The sequence below is a fragment of the Providencia sp. PROV109 genome (genome assembly GCF_033681625.1).
Classification (GTDB): Bacteria; Pseudomonadota; Gammaproteobacteria; order Enterobacterales; family Enterobacteriaceae; genus Providencia; species Providencia hangzhouensis.
Window position 1 is genome coordinate 2568313 of record NZ_CP096320.1, and the last position, 21421, is coordinate 2589733.

The 21421-nt window shown below is 39.9% G+C and carries 24 protein-coding genes and 1 riboswitch; of the genes, 14 read left to right on the forward strand and 10 right to left on the reverse strand.

Annotated elements, in window-relative coordinates; genetic code table 11:
- The first annotated feature begins 259 nt into the window (after positions 1 to 259).
- The gene (locus tag M1F25_RS11840) at positions 260 to 490 is read left to right on the forward strand and encodes a DNA polymerase III subunit theta (RefSeq protein WP_004253885.1); all 231 of its coding nucleotides are present in this window, start codon (positions 260 to 262) and stop codon (positions 488 to 490) included.
- A gap of 79 nt (positions 491 to 569) precedes the next feature.
- Here M1F25_RS11840 and yebF read toward each other — a convergent pair whose 3' ends face one another.
- Both yebF and M1F25_RS11850 read right to left on the reverse strand, forming a co-directional pair.
- Complete coding sequence (gene yebF, locus M1F25_RS11845; protein ID WP_004253880.1) at positions 570 to 935, reverse strand: protein YebF; 366 nt, start codon at positions 933 to 935, stop codon at positions 570 to 572.
- A gap of 180 nt (positions 936 to 1115) precedes the next feature.
- A complete protein-coding gene (locus M1F25_RS11850; RefSeq protein ID WP_004253877.1) occupies positions 1116 to 1295 on the reverse strand; it encodes a YoaH family protein in 180 nt (59 codons plus the stop codon).
- A 124-nt stretch (positions 1296 to 1419) separates the two neighbouring features.
- Between M1F25_RS11850 and pabB the strand changes: the two genes are divergently transcribed.
- The 9 genes from pabB to mntP all read left to right on the forward strand — a co-directional run bounded on the left by pabB (position 1420) and on the right by mntP (position 11247).
- A complete protein-coding gene (gene pabB, locus M1F25_RS11855; RefSeq protein ID WP_181487934.1) occupies positions 1420 to 2790 on the forward strand; it encodes an aminodeoxychorismate synthase component 1 in 1371 nt (456 codons plus the stop codon).
- Positions 2783 to 3343 carry a CoA pyrophosphatase gene (locus M1F25_RS11860; RefSeq protein WP_164565262.1) on the forward strand — a complete coding sequence of 187 codons (561 nt, stop codon included), beginning with the start codon at positions 2783 to 2785 and terminating at the stop codon, positions 3341 to 3343. Before pabB ends, M1F25_RS11860 begins: the two co-directional genes overlap by 8 nt.
- 280 nt (positions 3344 to 3623) lie before the next feature.
- Entirely contained in the window at positions 3624 to 4988 is a 1365-nt protein-coding gene (locus M1F25_RS11865) for an L-serine ammonia-lyase (RefSeq protein ID WP_036957685.1), read from the forward strand.
- 600 nt (positions 4989 to 5588) lie between these two features.
- Complete coding sequence (locus M1F25_RS11870; protein ID WP_135536280.1) at positions 5589 to 6842, forward strand: IS256 family transposase; 1254 nt, start codon at positions 5589 to 5591, stop codon at positions 6840 to 6842.
- 215 nt (positions 6843 to 7057) lie between these two features.
- Complete coding sequence (gene manX / locus M1F25_RS11875; protein ID WP_206277966.1) at positions 7058 to 8026, forward strand: PTS mannose transporter subunit IIAB; 969 nt, start codon at positions 7058 to 7060, stop codon at positions 8024 to 8026.
- An 81-nt stretch (positions 8027 to 8107) separates the two neighbouring features.
- Positions 8108 to 8911, forward strand: coding sequence for a PTS mannose/fructose/sorbose transporter subunit IIC (locus M1F25_RS11880; protein ID WP_004253851.1), 804 nt, complete (start codon positions 8108 to 8110; stop codon positions 8909 to 8911).
- 12 nt (positions 8912 to 8923) lie between these two features.
- The gene (locus M1F25_RS11885) at positions 8924 to 9775 is read left to right on the forward strand and encodes a PTS mannose transporter subunit IID (RefSeq protein WP_004253848.1); all 852 of its coding nucleotides are present in this window, start codon (positions 8924 to 8926) and stop codon (positions 9773 to 9775) included.
- 89 nt (positions 9776 to 9864) lie between these two features.
- Complete coding sequence (locus tag M1F25_RS11890) at positions 9865 to 10323, forward strand: DUF986 family protein (RefSeq protein ID WP_004253844.1); 459 nt, start codon at positions 9865 to 9867, stop codon at positions 10321 to 10323.
- A gap of 151 nt (positions 10324 to 10474) precedes the next feature.
- A riboswitch (yybP-ykoY riboswitch) is annotated at positions 10475 to 10618 on the forward strand.
- Between the two features lie 47 nt (positions 10619 to 10665).
- A complete protein-coding gene (mntP, locus tag M1F25_RS11895) occupies positions 10666 to 11247 on the forward strand; it encodes a manganese efflux pump MntP (protein ID WP_004911288.1) in 582 nt (193 codons plus the stop codon).
- Between the two features lie 32 nt (positions 11248 to 11279).
- On the opposite strand, the gene rlmA is transcribed toward mntP, so the two are convergent.
- Complete coding sequence (rlmA, locus tag M1F25_RS11900) at positions 11280 to 12104, reverse strand: 23S rRNA (guanine(745)-N(1))-methyltransferase (RefSeq protein ID WP_181487936.1); 825 nt, start codon at positions 12102 to 12104, stop codon at positions 11280 to 11282.
- 133 nt (positions 12105 to 12237) lie between these two features.
- Between rlmA and M1F25_RS11905 the strand changes: the two genes are divergently transcribed.
- On the forward strand, positions 12238 to 12708 hold the full coding sequence (locus M1F25_RS11905; RefSeq protein ID WP_036957683.1) for a GNAT family N-acetyltransferase: 471 nt from the start codon (positions 12238 to 12240) through the stop codon (positions 12706 to 12708).
- 102 nt (positions 12709 to 12810) lie between these two features.
- Here M1F25_RS11905 and M1F25_RS11910 read toward each other — a convergent pair whose 3' ends face one another.
- Complete coding sequence (locus tag M1F25_RS11910; protein ID WP_004253839.1) at positions 12811 to 13548, reverse strand: phosphatase; 738 nt, start codon at positions 13546 to 13548, stop codon at positions 12811 to 12813.
- A 208-nt stretch (positions 13549 to 13756) separates the two neighbouring features.
- A complete protein-coding gene (gene alr / locus M1F25_RS11915) occupies positions 13757 to 14986 on the reverse strand; it encodes an alanine racemase (protein ID WP_094960500.1) in 1230 nt (409 codons plus the stop codon).
- Between the two features lie 380 nt (positions 14987 to 15366).
- On the opposite strand from alr, the gene M1F25_RS11920 reads away from it, so the two are divergent.
- The gene (locus M1F25_RS11920; protein WP_004253827.1) at positions 15367 to 16461 is read left to right on the forward strand and encodes a porin; all 1095 of its coding nucleotides are present in this window, start codon (positions 15367 to 15369) and stop codon (positions 16459 to 16461) included.
- 357 nt (positions 16462 to 16818) lie between these two features.
- Here the strand turns inward: M1F25_RS11920 and M1F25_RS11925 are convergent, their stop codons facing one another.
- Positions 16819 to 17802, reverse strand: a complete 984-nt coding sequence (locus M1F25_RS11925) for an aldo/keto reductase (RefSeq protein WP_004253824.1) — start codon at positions 17800 to 17802, stop codon at positions 16819 to 16821.
- A gap of 61 nt (positions 17803 to 17863) precedes the next feature.
- Here M1F25_RS11925 and M1F25_RS11930 point away from each other — a divergent pair, with 61 nt between their 5' ends.
- Complete coding sequence (locus M1F25_RS11930) at positions 17864 to 18805, forward strand: LysR family transcriptional regulator (protein ID WP_181487938.1); 942 nt, start codon at positions 17864 to 17866, stop codon at positions 18803 to 18805.
- A gap of 229 nt (positions 18806 to 19034) precedes the next feature.
- Positions 19035 to 19517: a glutathione peroxidase gene (locus tag M1F25_RS11935; protein WP_094960498.1), complete on the forward strand. Its 483-nt coding sequence runs from the start codon at positions 19035 to 19037 to the stop codon at positions 19515 to 19517.
- A 251-nt stretch (positions 19518 to 19768) separates the two neighbouring features.
- On the opposite strand, the gene M1F25_RS11940 is transcribed toward M1F25_RS11935, so the two are convergent.
- The 4 genes from M1F25_RS11940 to M1F25_RS11955 are packed head-to-tail and all read right to left on the reverse strand — an operon-like array spanning position 19769 to position 21377.
- Entirely contained in the window at positions 19769 to 20263 is a 495-nt protein-coding gene (locus M1F25_RS11940) for a hypothetical protein (protein ID WP_181487940.1), read from the reverse strand.
- A gap of 8 nt (positions 20264 to 20271) precedes the next feature.
- Positions 20272 to 20727 carry a structural protein gene (locus M1F25_RS11945; RefSeq protein ID WP_181487942.1) on the reverse strand — a complete coding sequence of 152 codons (456 nt, stop codon included), beginning with the start codon at positions 20725 to 20727 and terminating at the stop codon, positions 20272 to 20274.
- A 10-nt stretch (positions 20728 to 20737) separates the two neighbouring features.
- Complete coding sequence (locus M1F25_RS11950) at positions 20738 to 21046, reverse strand: phage holin family protein (protein WP_318826252.1); 309 nt, start codon at positions 21044 to 21046, stop codon at positions 20738 to 20740.
- On the reverse strand, positions 20997 to 21377 hold the full coding sequence (locus M1F25_RS11955) for a putative holin (RefSeq protein ID WP_232368676.1): 381 nt from the start codon (positions 21375 to 21377) through the stop codon (positions 20997 to 20999). The genes M1F25_RS11950 and M1F25_RS11955 overlap by 50 nt, the downstream gene beginning before the upstream one ends.
- Positions 21378 to 21421 lie beyond the last annotated feature (44 nt).

Consider the following 21421-nt stretch of genomic DNA (forward strand, 5'->3'; position numbering starts at 1 on the left):
ATATTATGCACAGTATTAAAACAATTAAAACCCTAAAACAATCTTAAAACAAAAAAATCCAATTTACTGATAATTAATAACTTTTGTTAAAAACAATAATAATCAATCTCATTATCTTTCCCTACTTTTTCCCTTAATTACTAATATATAAATAGAGAAATTTAACTATTGTTTTTCATTATTCCAATTAAGGTATTGAGATTTTTTCTCATTATCCAGTTACAATAATGGCGTATGAATTTAACAGTAGAGATCAAATATGAGCCATAATCTTGCTTTATTGCCTAAAGATGAAATGGATAAGGTCAATGTCGACCTTTTAGCTTCCGGTGTTGCATTTAAAGAACGCTATAACATTGCCATCATTGCTGAAGCTGTTGAGCGAGAACAACCCGAGCACTTAAGGGAGTATTTCAGGGAGCGATTAGTCTACTACCGACAACTGTCGCAAAACTTTGCACGTATGCCTTATGAACCACGAAATCGCTAGTCTCACGAAGGCACAAAAGAAATGATACAAAAAAGGGATAACCTTAATGGTTACCCCTTGATTCTCAAGATTAAAAAATTTATTTCGCCGTATTATATGTCACTGTATTATTTTGGCAGTCTACCGCGACTGAATAATGTAAGTCAGATTTTGCACCACGAACAACTAACGGTACCCTGTAGCCTGTTTCGGTTTTAGTGACTTCACTATCATTGACCCATGCAACCGCTTTCTTGCCTAAAGCCGCTTTTTCATCTGTCCAGCGAGGTAAACGATTATGCATAAAATCGCTTTTCACTTGTGCTGCAATTTGTGGCTCAGTTAACGTACCACAACTGACGAAAGGCGCTGCTTTACCTTCTTCATTATTTGCGCTTAACGCAAAAGAGCTAAAAACCAGCGCACAAGTACCTAAAACTACAGCAATTTTTTGATTCGCTTCCATACCATCCTCCGATACCTATTACTAGGTAAAGATTTTTGATTAGTTTAGCGGCATATTTCAGCCTATCAGATACCAGTTATCTTCTGGTTATTATCTAGTCTTCATTGATAAATAGAATGACTTAACTAATATTAATCTATCAGGTTTATGCATGGATGTTAATAGTATGTTTACAGATTATTAATTTTCATCATCAAAACGAACATGGATTTGCTCTTTACCTTGGTGCTTTTCCCTAATTTCTTGAGCAACTAATGCAATTGCCTCACCACTACTCATACCTTCCGCCATCAATTGATGAATTTTTTCAACTGCTTCTTGCTGTTCTTGGTGATTAAGTGCTGGCATACCAGAAAACATGGTTTAAACCTCATGAATAAAAGACTAAAATCAATAGTTAACATTTTAACATCTCTTCGATTATTAAGATAAGAATATATGTTAATCTGTATTGATTCACTTGCGGAAATTTAGACTCATCATTATGGTTATCAAAAAAATCCAATTACCTTATAGCCCAAACACTGCCATTGATTATTTTACTCCACTGGCACACCAGCCATGGGCGATGTTACTGCATTCAGGTAATGCAAAACACTCAAATAATCGCTTTGATATTATCGTTGCTGACCCTATTGCCACACTGACGACTTATCAGCTTGAAACAACTATCTCAGAGCAAAATCAGGCCCCTATCGTTTCTGAATCAGATCCTTTTGAACTTCTTCAAGGGTTGCTTGATAAATACCAACCGAAATACCAGGAAGAGACCGAATGTCCCTTCAACGGCGGTGCCCTCGGCCTTTGGAGTTATGATTTAGGCCGGCGCATTGAAAAATTACCTGAAATTTCAACCACAGAACTACAATTTCCAGACATGGCGGTTGGCTTCTACTTGTGGGCGCTTATCGTTGATCACCATAATAAAACAACTACATTAATTAGTTATGATGATGTTGATGCTCGGTTAGCTTGGCTACATAGTCAAAAAAAGGGCCGTAAAAACAAATTCCAATTAACCTCGGCATGGCAATCTAATATGTCTGAAGAGACATATCATCATAATATTGCGCGCATCCATGAATATTTACGTAATGGTGATTGTTATCAAATTAATTTAGCACAAAGATTTAAAGCTAAGTATAAAGGAGATGAATGGAATGCGTTTTTAGCGCTACTTGAGCGCAATGGAGCTCCCTTCTCTTCATTTATACGTCTCCCCGAAAATGCGGTTATCAGTATTTCACCGGAACGTTTTATCTTTCTGCAAGATGGGGATATTCAAACCCGCCCAATAAAAGGAACGCTTCCGCGCCTAGATAATGAACAAGATGATCTTGCACAAGCTGAAAAACTGGCTAATTCAGTCAAAGACCGCGCAGAAAACTTGATGATTGTTGACTTGCTACGCAATGATATTGGTCGTGTTGCCAAACCGGGCACGGTCAGTGTTCCTGAATTATTTGCTGTTGAAGCTTTCCCGGCAGTACATCATCTGGTTAGTACCGTCACGGCAAAGCTAGATAGCCAATACCGTGCAACTGATTTATTACGAGCGTGTTTTCCTGGGGGTTCAATAACCGGCGCACCAAAAGTGCGTGCAATGGAGATAATTGAAGAATTAGAGCCCCATCGCCGACATGGCTATTGTGGAGCAATCGGCTATATTAGTTTCAATGGTAATATGGACAGCAATATTACTATTCGTACTTTACTGACATATAAAAAGCAGGTTTATTGTTGGGCTGGCGGTGGTATCGTTGCAGATAGCCAAGCAGACAAAGAGTACCAAGAAACCTTTGATAAATTAAGCCTGATTTTACCTTTATTAGGAGCGCTCAATAACGATGACTGAACTGAATAACTTTATCAATCGTTTTCAGTTTACTTTGCCGGCTACCCGCCAATTTGAAGCTAAGGCGGGTAAATCGGCGGCTGTTCTTTTACCCATTATCAATAAACCAAACCCAACATTACTTCTCACCCAAAGGTCTCCTTTTTTACGCTCCCATGCAGGTCAGGTCGCATTTCCAGGAGGGGCAAGTGACCCGGAGGACGGTACGCTTGTGAATACCGCACTGCGTGAAGCATATGAAGAAGTGGCCATCCCTCCTGAAAAAGTCACGGTACTGGGTCAGTTAAGCCCCTTGCAAAGTTATGGTGGCTATGAAGTTACGCCAATCGTTGGTTTGGTACCAAATAACATTCAATACCAAGCCAACCCTAGTGAAGTCGCTGCTATCTTTGAAGTTCCCTTATTTGATGCCCTTTCATTACAACGCCATAAATATGTCGATATTAACCGTTCAGGGCGGCATAACCGCATCTTTTTTTATTGGTATAAGGGGCATTTAGTTTGGGGGTTAACCGCTTCAATTATTCACCAACTTGCTTTGCAATTGGATTAACGTTTAACACAATTTTTCACCATACAATGTTACTATTGCAGTAAAATCTATTTAAGATGACAAAATATCACGTCATATATGACAAAATATACGTCTACCACTTGTCGCTTTTTTAGCCACATCACAGACATTTTGTGCTATTTACAATCAATTACCCTTCAGCAACTACCTTATTTCAAAAAATACTTTAAACTTACTGGTTAACACTACTAAATAACAGTAAAGTAGCGCCTTTTAAAATAATGCACTACATTTTCATTTTTTTTTTAAGGAGTCCTGCGTGATAAGCGTTTTCGACATGTTTAAAGTGGGCATAGGCCCTTCAAGCTCTCATACCGTTGGTCCAATGAAAGCTGGGAAAGAATTTGTCGATGATTTAGTAAGCAAAAATTTATTACCTAACGTCACTCGTATTTCTGTGGATGTTTATGGGTCATTATCGCTTACTGGAAAAGGGCACCATACTGATATCGCCATTATTATGGGGCTAGCAGGTAACTTACCTGCCACTGTCGACATTGAATCCATCCCAACTTTTATCAAAAATGTAGAAGAAACAGAAAAGTTATCATTAGCGAATGGTCTTCAGGTCGTTGACTTCCCTAATGAAGGTGGCATGAATTTTCGTCAAGACAATCTGCCATTGCATGAAAATGGCATGACAATTCATGCTTTTGCAGGTAATGAAGAAATTTACACCAAAACTTATTATTCCATTGGTGGTGGTTTCATTGTCGATGCAGAGCATTTTGGCGAATCTACTCTTGATAGCAAACCGGTCTCTTATCCGTTTAACTCTGCGGAAGAGCTACTACTAAATTGTAAAAAATCAGGCCTTTCGATTTCTAGCTTAATGATGAAAAATGAGTTAGATCTTCATTCTAAAGAAGAGATCGAAGCCTATTTCGCTGATGTATGGCAGACAATGCAAGCCTGTATTGAGCGTGGTTTAAGCACCGAAGGTGTATTGCCGGGCCCATTGCGTGTTCCTCGCCGTGCACCGGCACTAAACCGAATGGTCACTTCATCAAGTAAGCTATCTAATGACCCTATGAATGTGGTTGACCTGATCAATATGTATGCCTTAGCAGTGAATGAGGAAAATGCAGCAGGCGGCCGTGTTGTAACAGCACCGACTAACGGTGCGTGTGGTATCGTACCTGCCGTTTTAGCGTATTATAATCATTGCATAGAACCGGTAACGCCAGAGCTGTATATGCGTTATTTCTTAGCTTCAGGCGCCATTGGTATTTTATACAAAATGAATGCTTCCATTTCAGGAGCTGAAGTTGGCTGCCAAGGGGAGGTCGGTGTGGCATGCTCTATGGCTGCAGCTGGTCTGGCCGAATTATTTGGCGGTAGCCCTGAGCAAGTTTGTATCGCTGCTGAAATCGGCATGGAACACAATTTAGGTCTAACTTGTGACCCGGTTGCTGGTCAAGTGCAAGTTCCTTGTATTGAGCGTAATGCAATCGCATCTGTTAAAGCGGTGAATGCCACACGTATGGCCCTACGCAGAACAAGTGAGCCACGGGTTTCACTTGATAAAGTCATTGAAACTATGTACGAAACCGGGAAAGACATGAATGCGAAATATCGTGAGACATCCCGAGGCGGGCTAGCCATCAAAGTACAATGTGACTAATTTTATTCTCAATTAATTTAGGCCTTAAGCACCCTTTCCTATACTGTTATGTCTTTGAACAGTATTTTGAGGGTGCTTTTTTAATCTGCATTAAAAAGTTTTCTTTATTTTTTAGTCACCTTTCTCTTCCTAAACGCTCCAATTCACCTAATCAATTACCCATAATTTTTTCATTGAATTAACTCAGTTTTCTTATACTCAACACATCACATCAAAACGAAATTCATACTATTTTGTGCTAAAGATTGTTTTGTGCTGAACAAGAGATAACTAATTTCCACTAAAAATTGATTAATTTTCACTCTAAAAATCAATATGGCACTATTTTATTTACTTTTTTTGTTACCGATAACACAAAAAGAAACCAGCAAAAACAAAATAATCAGATTATTTATTTTATTTAATTAAAATAAATAGCAGAAAAATGCAATTCGATATCAATTTTTAGGTGTATTCTTATTTTTCTGACGCGAAACAAGTTTTTAGGATAATGCAAGATGATATGAGCTATAGTCATTTGTGGTGTATGAGGGGAAAAGAGGGTGGCGTATCCTGTTGATTGTTTCCTCCAAGAAATAATTAACAGTAGAGCGATACGCCATGACAAATATTACCCTGAATGTTCTTTCACAACCAGATGAAACTGGCACTGATGTGCTAACTGCTTTATTGCGTAATGGTGCTCGTCAGCTCATTGCGCAAGCAGTTGAAGTAGAGCTGCAGCAACTGCTGCAAGCTCATGAAGAACTGCGTTTACCCGATGGCCGCAAAGCTGTGGTGCGTAACGGCTATTTGCCTGAGCGCAGCATCCAAACGGGCATTGGCGATGTTGATATCAAGGTGCCAAAAGTGCGTGATCGTAGCGGCTCTGGTATTCGTTTTACCAGCGCACTGCTACCGCCATACCTCAAGCGTGCCCGCAGCGTTGAAGAGTTATTACCGTGGCTGTATCTCAAAGGTATTTCCACTGGAGACTACCAAGAAGCCCTTGCAGCCTTGCTGGGTGAGAATGCCAAAGGTCTGTCAGCTAACACCATTTCCAGGCTCAAGGAACGCTGGATTGATGAGCACCGAGAGTGGCGACAGCGCGATTTGAGTGACAAGCGCTACGCGTACCTTTGGGTTGACGGTATTTACAGCAACGTCCGCCTCGATGACCGTTTGTGCTTGCTGGTGGTGATGGGCGTGACAGAGCATGGCCGCAAGGAACTGATTGCTGTTGAAGAAGGCTATCGCGAGTCCGAAGCCAGCTGGCTTGAGCTGCTGAATGGCCTGGTTGCGCGTGGGCTTACGACCTGCCCAAAGCTGGCAACAGCTGACGGCGCTCTGGGCTTCTGGAAGGCTCTGAGCAAAGTATACCCGCAGACCAAACAGCAACGTTGCTGGGTGCATAAGACGGCCAATGTGCTCAACAAACTGCCCAAGGCAGTGCAACCCAAAGTAAAAGAAGCACTGCATGATATCTGGATGGCAGAGACGCGTGAGAAGGCTCATAAAGCCTTTGATATAGCGCTGGAAAGGTTTACTGCTAAGTACCCACGCGCAATGGAATGCTTAGCTAAAGACCGTGAGAGCATGTTGGCTTTCTACGATTTTCCAGCAGAACATTGGGTGAGTATACGCACCACCAACCCAATTGAATCTGCCTTCGCTACAGTACGTTTAAGAACCAGCAAAACCCGCAACTGCGGTTCAAGAAACACAACCCTAGCAATGGTTTATAAATTGCTGCAATCAGCGCAGAAGCGCTGGAACCGCCTGAAAGGATTTCAACTGCTAACCCTCGTGGTCAATAACGTTAAATTCCAAGACGGCGAACAAGTAATGGAGCAGTCAGACAGGAAAACCGCCTGATGCTCGTACACCAGATTTGACCATAACTCAGATGATATGCTAATAATGTAATTGATACTAACAGTGCCATAAATGAGTTTATGGCTATTATAAGACGTTTGTAATTATTCAGCTAAAATTATCATACAGGGGAAACTGATAAAAAGGAGTCTAACTTAAGTGTCCATTTTATCGACAGATAATGTTTTGTTTTATCTATCTATGAGGGAAAAATAGTGAGTATAGCTATTATGATTGGTACACACGGAGTCGCTGCAGAGCAGCTTCTTCGAACAACCGAAATGTTAATAGGCGAACAAGATAATGTGTCGTTTATTGATTTTATCCCTGGGGAAAACGCAGATACCCTATTTGATAAGTACACCCAAAAGCTAACTGATTTAGATACATCAAAGGGTGTCTTATTCCTTGTTGATACATGGGGAGGCAGTCCATTTAACGCGGCTAGTCGCATTGTTAATGAACATGATAATTATGACATTATCACGGGTGTAAATGTTCCAATGTTAGTTGAAACATTCATGTGCCGTGACGATAACCCATCAATGAATGAACTTATCACTGTCGCCCTAGAAACGGGTCGTGGTGGTGTTCGTTCATTTAAATTCAAAGAAGTTGAAGCTGAAGCTGAACCTGCTCCTGTAGTCTCGAGTACTCCTGCCCCTGCACCAGTGAAAGCCGGCCCCGGTGAACATATGGTAATCGCACTTGCTCGTATTGATGACAGATTAATTCACGGGCAAGTCGCAACACGCTGGACGAAAGAAACCCAAGTTAAGCGCATTATTGTGGTCAGTGATGACGTAGCAAAAGACCAAGTTCGCTCTACATTGTTAAAACAAGTCGCACCACCAGGTGTCACTGCACATGTTGTCGATGTTGCTAAATGTATTCGCGTTTACAATAACCCGAAATACGCTGGTGAGCGCGTTATGTTGCTTTTCACTAATCCAACTGATGTTAAGCGTATCGTCGAAGAAGGTGTTGACGTCAAGTCCGTTAATATTGGTGGAATGGCATACCATGATGGCAAAACAATGGTCACAAATGCCGTTTCTATCAACCAAGAAGACATTGATGCATTTAATTATTTGAACGACAAAAAGATTGAACTTGAAGTTAGGAAAGTCTCATCAGATAGCAAAGTTTATATGATGGACTTGATTAATAAGCTCAAAAAATAATTTTTATAGCCATTTTTTATATTAATTTTAATCCATTACTCAAAACAGATTTTAAAACTTTTGGTTACAGGAGATTAAACAATGGAACTTACCGTTGTTCAAATAGTAATGGTCTTCATCGTCGCGTGTATCGCGGGGATGGGATCAATCCTTGATGAATTCCAATTTCACCGTCCTCTCATTGCCTGTACGCTTATAGGTATTGTTTTGGGAGATATGAAAACGGGTATCATCATCGGCGGTACATTAGAAATGATCGCACTTGGGTGGATGAATATCGGTGCTGCCGTTGCACCTGATGCCGCTTTAGCTTCTATCATTTCAACGATTCTCGTTATTGCTGGTGGTCAAAGCATTGGTGCAGGTATTGCCATCGCCATCCCACTCGCAGCAGCGGGACAAGTATTAACCATTATTGTTCGTACTGTAACGGTTGCATTCCAACATGCTGCTGATAAAGCCGCCCTCAATGGTAATCTAACTGCAATTGGCTTTATCCATATCTCAGCTTTATTACTGCAAGCCATGCGTATCGCAATACCTGCGTTAATTGTCGCCATTTCTGTTGGTACATCAGAAGTACAACAAATGTTGGATTCTATCCCGCAAGTTGTTACTGACGGCCTGAATATTGCTGGTGGTATGATTGTTGTCGTCGGTTATGCGATGGTTATCAATATGATGCGTGCAGGCTACTTAATGCCGTTCTTCTACTTAGGCTTTGTTACCGCGGCATTTACTGACTTCAACCTGGTTGCTCTTGGGGTTATCGGTACTGTTATGGCTATTTTATATATCCAACTCAGTCCAAAATACAATAAATCGCAAACTGTTGTTACCCAAGGAAATAGTAGCAATAACAACCTTGATAATGAGCTAGACTAGGAGGAACGTATAATGGTAGATATCACTAAGCCAACGGCTAAAAAGCTTACACAAAGCGATATTCGCGGCGTATTCTTACGGTCTAACCTATTGCAAGGTTCTTGGAACTTTGAGCGTATGCAAGCCCTAGGCTTCTGCTATTCAATGGTTCCCGTTATTCGTCGTCTTTATCCTGAAAATAATGATGATAGAAAACAAGCCATTAAGCGCCATCTTGAATTCTTTAATACACATCCGTATGTTGCAGCGCCTGTTCTGGGTGTCACAATGGCAATGGAAGAGCAACGTGCCAATGGTGCAGACATTGATGACGGTGCAATAAATGGTATCAAAGTCGGTCTAATGGGGCCATTAGCCGGTGTTGGTGACCCAATTTTCTGGGGAACTGTTCGCCCAGTATTTGCGGCTCTCGGTGCAGGTATCGCAATGACGGGTAGCTTACTTGGCCCTCTTCTGTTTTTTGTTTTGTTTAATCTTGTCCGTTTGTTAACCCTTTATTATGGTGTTTCATATGGCTACAAAAAAGGGATTGATATTGTTCAAGACATTGGTGGCGGTTTCCTACAAAAACTAACTGAAGGAGCATCAATTCTCGGTTTATTTGTTATGGGGGCCTTGGTCAATAAATGGACACATGTCAATATTCCACTTGAAGTGTCGCGGATCAAAAACCCAACAACAGGTGCTGAAGATATTACCACCGTCCAAATGATCCTTGATCAACTCATGCCAGGTTTAGTACCACTATTGCTAACCTTCGCCTGTATGTGGCTGTTACGTCGTAAAGTTAACGCATTGTGGATTATTATCGGCTTCTTTGGTTTGGGTATCCTTGGTGCTTGGTTAAACTTCTTAGCACCATAATTTTCCACCATTATTTGAATTGGGAGGTTGCAGCCTCCCTTTTTTAATTTTAAGCTCTGCATTATGTTCACTTATCCAAGGGTTCACAAATGACCTTCAATGATGCCATTCTTGCTATAATCATTTTGATCATGCTTGTTTATGCAATTTATGATGAATTCATTCAGCATTTGCTAAAGGGTAAAACATTATTAAAAATTAATCTAAAACGAAAACATCGGGCCGATGCTATTATTTTTATTGTTCTAATTTGTATCGTTATTTATACAAATATTGTACGCCATGGTAATTTATTAACCACTTACTTATTATTGATTACTATTTTTATGTCAATCTATTTGGCGTTTATAAGAACACCTAAGCTATTCTTTAAACAGAATGGTTTTTATTTTGCCAATGCATTTATATTATATGACAGAATAAAAACAATGAACTTATCCGAAGACGGTGTATTAATAATAGGTTTGGAAAAAAAGAAAATTAACATCCAAGTTTCACATCTTGATGATTTACAAAGAATTTATGAATTCCTTATTAATCATAAGTAAATAAGTTTTATATTATCACTAAAAACAAGGTTAATTATAAATTTAATTAACCTTGTTTTTGCCAATATACTTATTGATAATAATTCTCAATAACATTTAATATCCACAATTAATTAAGTGTTGCCTTTAATATAAAATATGGTATCTTTCTTTCCACGTCATTGGGGAGTAGCCTGTTCTGGTTTCATATATAAGACCAGAAAGTCCGTATCAACATACTCGTTTGGTTTCAAACGTGGTGCGGACACCAAAATTCGGTTGGCAAGACCATAGACACATAAATAAGCCTTTTGGTTGGGGGTAATTTATGTGTATATGGAATCACCCAACCGAGGTTCTATTATGAGTTTCTATGCTACCCTTATCTTAGCCCTTGCCCTATCAATGGACGCCTTCGCTGTTGCTATTTGTAAAGGCGCCGTACTTCATAAACCCCGCTTTAGAGAAATTCTCCGTACTGGTTTTATTTTTGGTTTTATTGAAGCCATTACACCGATTATTGGTTGGGGTATCGGGATCCTAGCTAGCCAATATGTTATCCGTTGGGATCATTGGATTGCATTTGGTTTATTGTTTGTTTTAGGTGCTAGAATGATCTGGCAGAGTATTAAAACAAAAGATGAAGAATGCTGTTCTAAACCTTCTAGTCATAGCTCAACAAGCCTTATCTTTTCTGCGATAGCCACCAGCCTTGATGCAATGGCTATCGGTCTAGGTTTAGCTTTCTTGCAAGTGGATATCGTTCATACTGCAATGACTATCGGCTTAATGACAATGATTATGGCAACTATTGGTATGATGATTGGCCGCTATGTTGGCCCATTACTCGGAAAAAAAGCAGAAATTATCGGTGGGTTGGTTCTAATAGGTATTGGTTTTAATATTTTATTCGAGCACCTCGAATTATTTATGTATGCCCATTAGTTTTTGTGCCCCCTTATATGGGGGCAATAACCTTACTCTGCATCAGATTGATAAACGCGAATTAAAAAATCAGCCGTATATTCTTTCACTTCAGCTTGTTGCAGATTCTCTTTGACCTGTTCTGATGCACGCCAAGCAAATGGCGTCATCATCAACAATTCATAAGCTTCTTGCCCTGTCAGTGCCATTTTATAATTTAATTGGCAACTATCTATTAGCGAAAAATTTGGTAAATCTTCATCTTTAGTTGGATGTAACTTAACCTCATCGTAAATTAACGCTTTTAATTCTTGCAGATGCTCTGCCGCAGGCGTAACAGTAATTAACATACCTTTAGAAACTAATACACGGCTTAATTCTTGTGCTTTGCAGGGTGCGTAAATTCGGACAACTCCACCTAAGCTGTTATTTGAGAATGGCAAGCGATGGCTTGTACCGACGCAAAAACGAACGGATTTATACCGTTTCGCCGCATAGCGAACCGCCACCTTCGAAACATCTAAGCCCAGAACCGTATATTTTTCAAAATGTTTTGCAAGTTCCAGAGAGAAATAGTCTGTGTAATACCCTTCCCCACAACCAATGTCTAACAAACTAGTATTAGATGATGGAATAAACTGAATAATTTTTTCTGCCACCTTTTCACGCATCGGGTGGTAATGTCCTGCATCAAGAAATTGTCTACGTGCTTGCATCATTTCAGCATTATCACCGGGGTCTTTAGACCGTTTATGTTGTACGGGCAACAAATTAACGTAACCCTCTTTCGCACAATCGAATTGGTGATTTTCTGCGCAGCGATAGCTGTTATGCATAAAGTTAAGTGGTGTAAAGCAGAGGGGGCATTGATAATTCATAAAAGTCACTGATTTAAAAATAAGGGTGAGTATACCATATTCAAATTAGTTTTCTTTCTGTTATATATCTTGCTTTTTAACTGTACTTTTTGTTCTATGAAAGAAATAAAAAAACATTAGCAGGTGTATCATGATGAAAATTAGGTTAGCAACTCCCGATGAAGCTGAACATCTTTGGTTTATACGCAACCAAGCCATTCGCCATGGTTGCACAACGAGTTTTGATGCAAAAACGATCAGCACCTGGACACCTGATGAAATGCCAGTAAGTTATATACGTATTGTGAAGAATAACCCATTCTTTGTCGCGGTAAATAAAAATGATGAACCCGTTGCAACTGGCTATCTTAATCTAGAGGCTAACAGTGTTGATGCCATATTTACTTTACCACAGTACACTGGTTGCGGAGCTGCGGGCTTAATATTAGATGCCATTAAAGCTGAAGCCAAAAAGCGAAATATTAAAAAATTGGTATTAGATTCATCACCGAATGCGGAACGCTTTTATCAGAAACATGGATTTACTTCGATTAAACATGCTAGCTACTACTCTTCTCTTGCTCAAGTCGAGTTAAATTGTGTTCAAATGGAAATTGAATTATAACTTTCAATATAACTTGAATTAAAAGCCACTAACCTTTTGTGGCTTTATTATACCTAATATTGACTGTCTTTAAGAACGCAATGTTAAATAACTGAATAACTATTAAAAATCAGCAAATTCAGGGATAGGCTTACGCCCATGGGACTCTAAAAAATCCAATACACGGCGTGGAGTAACATTTAAAATTTGTGATTGCGGAAAATCAATTGATTCCAACATTTCAACTACGCGGTCAAAACGGCCGAGATACCCAGCAAAATGCGAGTCCGAACCTAATGCTACCCACCCGCCAGTTTCTTTAACGGCCTTTGCTATTTCTAAACAATTCTTTTGACTACCCGCTCTTGAATGCAAGAATGAGGAGTTATTCATTTCCAAAGCCACATTACAATCTTTCGCAGCTTGTGCTACCGCTTTAATATCAATGGGATATTTGGGATTTCCCGGATGGGTAATTATTTGCACTTTACCGCTACGGATCGTGGCAATCATAGCTTCTGTATTATCAGCTAAACTTTGGGGTTCAAGAACCGGTTCATGGAAACCAGCTAAAATAATATCCAAATGACGAGCAATCTTTTCATTGCAGTCTGTCTCACCCAACTTGTTTTTTATATTCGCTTCAATACCGTACAATAAACCAACGCCATCAACAATTCTCGGTAAGATAGGCATATTACCAAAGTGCCATTCATGTGGAGCATCTTGCATTTCAGGGCCGTGGTCGGTAATCGCAAAGAGTTTCACACCTCGACTTGCGGCTTCAGCAAAATATTCATTAACAGTGCTATATGCATGGGTGCTGGCAATGGTATGCGCATGTAAATCAACTTGATACATAAATGATATCCTTCTAATTCTTTTATTTTCCTTCTGAGTCAATCCGCTCAAAAAAGACTCTACCAACCTAACATATCAGCTTATAAGTTTCGATAGTCATTCCCCTAAACCGCATTTTATCGACATATTGGATAAAATCCGAAGAGACATTTAGGATAAAAAAACCCGCGATTATTGCGGGTTAAAATATACGGAATTAAAAATTAACCTAATCAACTAAGATACGTTTATTGGTTGCACCCCACAAAATTGACATTTCGGTAAATAATGCACCGCTGATGCCTTCAACCTCTTCGGCCGTAATTTCAGCATGACCTTGTTTGCCAAAAAATACAACTTCATCTCCCGGGCTAACGTATTTTAAATCAGTAACATCAACCATGACCGTATTCATTGATGTTTTTCCTAAAACAGGAACTGTCTGGCCATTAATTAATGCATGTCCCGCATTGCTAAATACACGGCGATAGCCATCTGCATAACCTACAGGGATATTGGCTAATACAGAATCACGCTTCAAGGTATAGGTTCTATCATAACCCACTGTATTACCTTTCGGATAATGATTGACAGAGGCAATGTTCGATTTCAGCGTCATCACGCGTTTATAGTCATTTGTCGCAACGGTATCACCGTAGAAAATACCACCTACACGTACCATATCCAACCATGATTCTGGTACGGTAATAGTTGCATAAGTATTCGCGACATGTAATGTAATGTCTTCACGTTTTAACCCTGTCACATTCAAGACTTGTTGAGACTCTTTCTTGAATTTCGCAAGGTCTTTACGGATCTGAGCTTCATCCTCTTCTGGATAATGAGACATAATGCCCACGATTTTTAATTGCGATAACTCCGCGATCTGTTTTGCTTCATCTAAGCCAGATGCACTACTGACGTCTAGCCCATTACGGGACATCCCTGCCGAGTTTAGCGCAAGATGGATAGGGATCACTTTATTTTGTTTTTTCGCAATCGCATTCAAGCGCTGCGCCATTGCTAAATTACCAATTAACTCTTCTGTCTCATATTGTGTAGCCTGAGCCATTTCTTGTTCTGTCGCACTTCTCACTCGCATTAAGCGGCCTTTAAAACCTAAGTCTCTCACGGTTTTAAGCTCTTGGTTATTTGTTACCCCAATACATTGCACATTATTTTCAATCATTATTGGCGTAACTAAAGAAAGGTCATGTCCATAGGCATCCCCTTTCAAAACAGCGCACAGAGAAGACTTATCCCCCAGCAAGTTTTGTACTTTTTTGATATTAAAATCTAATGCACCACGTGATATTTCAATCCATGCGTTATTAACCACCGCAGGTTGGTTTTGTGTCGCATAAGTTTCTACTGGTGTTTTGATATTATTTGGTTGCTGACAAGCTGTCGCAGCAACTAATAAAGGGAGTAATGCCAGATACTTCAAACGTAAAGCCACTTATTATTCCTTATATCTAGTGATTTCTACCAAGATATTATTTTTAGGGTTCTGGGTTGATATAGACAAAATTTGTATAGGTTTTAAATAATACCAACCTTAGCATTTCAAACAAGTAATAATTCACGATTTATGCATAAAAAATCACTTATACATAAACATAACTCTTTCATCACATTGATTTTGATTTTCTAAAAATAAAACATTTGGTTGAAATCACCATAAATTAAATTATTTTTATTATTTAATAAGTTAGCCGTATTGTTTCACTAATATTTAATTTTGTTACATTTTTTATTTGGCGAATTAAAATGCTTAAATGATAATAACTATCAATTAGGAACTATTGCTAAATATCACTCAATCCATAAGGCTATGTTATGAAGTACAAATTACTCGCACTCATTATTCCAACACTACTTACTGCTAATGTTGCTAACTCCGCTGAAATGTACAATAAAGATGGTAATAAGCTTGATGTGTATGGGCAAATCGATGTTCGCCATCATATTGCCAAAAGCCGTAGTGGCGAAGATGGTGATGACTCACGTGTCAGACTGGGGCTAAAAGGTGACACACAAATCACCGACCAACTCATTGGTTTTGGACGTTTTGAATGGGAAACTAAAACTAACCAATCAGAATCAACTGAAGAAAATAGTAATCGTTTAGCTTATGCAGGCTTAAAATTTGCAGATTACGGCTCCCTTGATTATGGCCGCAATTATGGTGTTATTTATGATACCAATGCTTGGACAGACGTATTACCTCTCTGGGGAGCGGATACGATGGATCAAGAAGATAACTACATGCTAAGCCGTAACCGTAATTTACTCACTTATCGCAATAATAATGCCTTTGGTTACATTGATGGTTTAAGCTTTGCATTACAATATCAGGGGAAAAATGGCGAACAAAACCTGTCATCCGGTGATGAATTAACCGATAACGGCGATGGTTTTGGTTTATCTACAGCTTATGAATTAGGTTATGGTATTTCCCTCGGTGGTGGTTACTCCTCATCTTCCCGTACACCAAAGCAAAAAGATGCCACAACTAGCAGTGCGACTGGTAAACGCGCTGAAGCTTGGAACGTAGGGGGAAAATTTGAATACGAAGATCTCTATTTCGCAGTCATGTATGGCCAAACGCTTAATATGAGCCGTTTTGGTAATGATAATATGGAGTCAGTAGCAAATAAAACTCAGAACTTGGAAGTGGTTGCCCTATATTCTTTTGACTTCGGTTTAACCCCATCAATTGGCTATAACTATTCCAAAGGTAAAAACTTAGGCAGCTTTGGAGATAAAGAATTAGTAAATTATATCGCCATCGGCTCAGCTTATGACTTTAATAAAAACCTAAGTGCTGTCATCGACTATAAAATCAACTTGTTAAACGATAATGATTTTACTGACCACTACAAAGTGAATACCGATAACGTACTTGGTTTAGGGTTAGTGTATCAGTTCTAATTTTAGAATTGAGTGAAAAGCAAAAGCGTCTGTAAATTACAGGCGCTTTTTTACGGGTAAGCTTTGACAATAAAAATATCTCTCATCATCTTCATGACCTATTCCCTAGGAACGGGAAGCTCTGTTGCTTTACCCTCGATAAAGCAGTTGTAAGATACAAAAGTATCTAACCCCGTACATAGAGGCCCCTTTTCCTAAATAAATTCCTATAATGGTATACCTATTTTTCTAACGTCTTTGGTACTAATAAAAAAAGGCACCAGTAAAAAACTGATACCTCAATTATTGTTGCCAAATAACATTCACAGAATATGACAGCACAGGGCAACTCTATTACTCTACAAAATGATGCTTACCTTACACATTAACACCTTTCATTCCTTCAGCAGTATAACGGGAACCCACAGGTTGAAAGCTTTCTAGCGCTTGTGTTATTTGCAGTAAATCCTCCGATGTTAGGTCAATATCAGCGGCAGCAAAGTTATCTTCAAGGTGTTTAACTTTATTCGTTCCTGGTATTGGTACAATGTTATCTCCTTGAGCTAGCAACCAGGCCAGTGAAATTTGAGCAGGTGAACATGACTTGTTACTTGCCATCTGCACGATAAAGTCAGCTAATGTGCGATTAGCTCTAAGGTTCTCTGATGTGAAACGCGGTAGCGTATTACGTGCATCATCGCTCTCGAACCTACTTTCGGCATTAAAGCGCCCTGTTAAGAATCCACGTCCTAACGGGGAATAAGGTACAAAACCAATCCCTAATTCTTGGCAAGTTGGCAATATTTCCGTTTCAACATCACGCGTCCAAAGCGAATACTCAGTTTGGATTGCAGTAACAGGATAAACTGCGTGTGCCCTTCTAAGGGTTGCCGCACTCACCTCAGACAACCCAATGTGAGCAATTTTCCCTTCAGCAACTAACCCCGCCAGCGTGTGCATTGTCGTCTCTATTGATGCAGAGGGATCTAGACGATGGATATAATACAAATCAATACATTCAACACCTAATCGACGAAGAGAGCTTTCACAGGCGCTGCGTATATATTCTGGACTATTATCAATCCTTCTCTCATATTCACCTGGTCGGCGAACAATACCGCACTTTGTCGCGATTTTAACATCAGAACCTACTTGTTTAAGAAAATGCCCAATCAACTCTTCGTTATGAAAATTGCCATAAGTATCCGCAGTATCCAGCATCGTACAGCCTAGTTCGATAGCTTTTTGTAGCACAACCATGGCAGCCTGATCATCTTGCGGCCCATAGAACTCGCTCATCCCCATACAACCGAGTCCAATTGCCGAGACTTCAAGTCCATTACCCAAAATACGTTTTTTCATTATCGCTCTCCCTTGGTTTATTTTATGTTTTTCAGTATATTTTCCATAAATGGAGATTTATATGACTAATGAAAGCAATCCATTTTCCAATAATGGAAAACAAAACGATAGACAGCATTCAAATTGGGATGATGTCAGAGTATTTTTAGCGATTGCTCGAGAAGGCACGCTAAGTGCTGCATCTAAAGCATTGAAACTTGGAATTGCAGCCACATCTCGGCGTTTAGAACGCCTAGAAGAGGCATTACATGTTCGGCTATTCACTCGAGACCAGCTTGGTTACAAGCTTACCGATGAAGGAAATGCATTAATTTCTCAGGCTGAAGCCTTAGAACAGGCGGGTTATGCATTTGGCAATGCCGCGCGGAGAAAAAGCGAAAGCGTGATGGGCCATGTTTGTTTAGCTACCGCTCAAGGCTTAGCCGATCATCTAATCATCCCTGCTCTGCCTTCACTAACCAACGTGAACCCTAATCTCACAATTGAAATTGTAACTGGGGTGTCGACAGTGAATTTACACAGGCGTGATGCGGATATTGCACTGCGTATGGTTAGGCCTGAACGCGGTAATGTGCGTATTCGTAAATTAGGCACATTGGGGTTTGGCCTTTACGCCTCAGAGAGTTATTTACAGCGTAGACCAAATCCAAACAGATTGAGCTCTCTAGAACAAGATGATTTTATCGGTTGGTCGGAAGCACAGCAGCACCTCCAATCAGCACAATGGTTAGAAAAAACGCTAAGAGGAAGAGCTTGCCGGCTCACTACCAGTACGATGTCAGCACAATTTAGCGCAGTCCAAGCGGGTATTGGCATGGCTGTTTTGCCGCATTTCATTGCCCAAAAGATGGGACTGATTTGCCTACAAGATAATATAGGCTGTGACCAACCTATTTGGCTAGTCATTCACTCTGATCTCGCTCACTCACGAAGGATCAGGGTTGTCGCTGATTTTTTGAATGAGTTAGTTGCAAAGGAACATGAGAGGTTGCTGATGCCATAAGCTCCCTCCACTTTGACACGGGCTGATACCATTATTTAGCCAGCGAATGTTTATAGCGGGATTAAAGCAAAGGGCTAATATCTAATATTTCAATCAATGGGAGAACAGCCAGTATGTTGTTTTTACCTTTAGAATTTGCCAAGATAGCCAGGTAAAAGACTTCAGACCTACCACACAATCAGCGGCTATATTGGCTTATGTCGATTAGCTCTATTCTAAGGATCCTACTATGGCCCCCTTTCATCAATTAGCAGCGACAAGTCTCGGCGGGCAACTTATCTCTATGAAAGACTACGCTGATAAGGTGGTTCTCGTTGTTAATACCGCCAGTCATTGTGGTTTTACACCACAATACAACGGCTTAGAATCACTCTACAAGAAATATGCTCCTCAGGGCTTTGTGGTGCTTGGTTTCCCCTGTAATCAGTTTGGCAAACAAGAACCCGGTAGCGCTGAGGAAATCGCGCAGACCTGCTTTATTAACTACGAAGTGAGCTTTCCAATATTCGAAAAAGTCGACGTTAATGGGAGCTCTGCTCACCCGATATTCCGTTACCTGAAAAACGAGCTACCAGGTCTAATGGGTGAGCGGATCAAGTGGAACTTTACTAAATTCTTGGTCGGGCGTGACGGTAAACCGCTCAAACGCTTCGCACCATTCACTACCCCTGAAAAAATGGAAGCAATAATCCTTTCTGCACTTCAAATTTAAGTGTTCACTAATTTGCTCAATTAAATCGAATGCTATTAAAGACTAAAAAACAAAAAAGCCCACTTTTACATGGGCTTAAGTCGTTATTTTGCCAGCCAGTGCCAGCTAATTCTTATTGCAGGATTATTCCCACTCAATTATTTACACCGAGCATAACCTATTGATTTATATAAAACAGAATTAACCTAGTGGGTTATGATACCGTCACCAATACCGTCACAATGAAAAGTAAACAATATTTGTACAGCAATCTATCGATACGATTCGAGTAGTTTTTCTTTTGTTGCTAAGTCGGTAATGCATAAATTAAGGGCCCTTGTGTTTTCATCGGCACGATTAGACTCATGCCCATAGATTTCAAGTGTGCTTCGTAATTGTCGAGAAAGTTCACTGGCCTTTGCTCTCTCAGTTCTGCAGGTATCGGAGTAAGTGGTACCATCAGTTTTTGTTTCCGCAGCACTGGTTTCGAACTGCACGCTGTCAAAGTGATTAAGAACACGCTTAAGCAAATCGTCTGTGCGCATCGTAGCACGTTCTTTCTGTTCATTGTATATCACCACCCTATTTTGTTGTTCTTCGTCAGCCTGCTTGCGCTGGTCGATGTTAAACGCTAGGTCTTTCTCATCTTCCTGTTGCCCGGCAATCTGTTTTGTCATTTGCTGGTTATCAGAAAAAATGCCGCTAGTCATAAAACCAGCGGCAAATGAGATAGCCAGAGCGATTAAAGCTGTAATCACTTTATTCATATGATCACCTAAACAAGTTTAAATGCGCGTTCAAAAACTTCATCAACATACGGCTGAACACCATTTTCATGTTTAATAATTGCCTTAGCCATTTTTATTGCAGTGTCTTTATCACCCATGCTGATAGGTTCGGTTGGTGATACGCCAAGTTCTTTAGCAACACCATTGATATAAACGCTGGTATTATTTTCATTGCTTGGCGCCCATCGATTAATTAACTCTGACACAGATTTTAAGTTTATCTTTGGGTTTGTTTGATAGTTTTGTAGTAATTTAATTAATGCTCGGATCCCATATTCTGGGCTTTTGAATCGACAAAACCGAGGCTCTATTGATTTGTCCAGTGGTAATTGACCTTGCCATTTATTTACTGAGTTATAATCAATGTTGCCGGGGTTGTTGTTTCGTATCCCACGCGCACCATTAGTAACATAATTATCTTTAAAGATTTTTTGATTATCCATTTGACCACCTCTACTTTTTAATTAACTGCATGATGTTTCCTCGTTTTGCAAATATCGCAGCACAAAGAAATAAGTTAGGTATTAGGTTTTGAAGCCCTGCTTTGTACATTGGATCTAAGAAAGAATAGATAGGAACTGATGCGGAGTAACCGAGAAATGCCCACGCGAGCCAACCACCTAATCTGCTGTACTCCTTACCACCTCTCACAAAATAAAGACCACGAAAAAACATAACTAAACAAATGGATGCATTGATTATTAAAAGCAGTTTATCGTATGTCATGGCTGTTACCTCCTTTCGGAATATCAGCTTTTTCATAAGCTTTAATACTAAGCTTTAATGAGAGAAGTGAAGCAATAAAAGCCCCAAGAGCATCAAGGCTTTCAATGTTATATGCTTCGGCCCTCACACCAATAAGGCTAGTCATAGAAACGAATAGTGTTGCGAAAGGACTAAAGAAGAGCAAACCAGCTGCAAAGCTGATTATTGCGAGTATGGAACGCTTAACGAAAGTGAACTCTGTCGCTACTGTAGTAAAGTAAATAGCGCCAAGAATGGCCCCCATAACAACCGATGGGGGTAAGCCTGAAAAGAAGCTAGCAAATGATGCAAGACTTAAACCTGTAACCGCCGCCGCATTGTCTTTCATGTGTAGCACCATGGTTGAGAAATAACCATGATACTACAGCATAA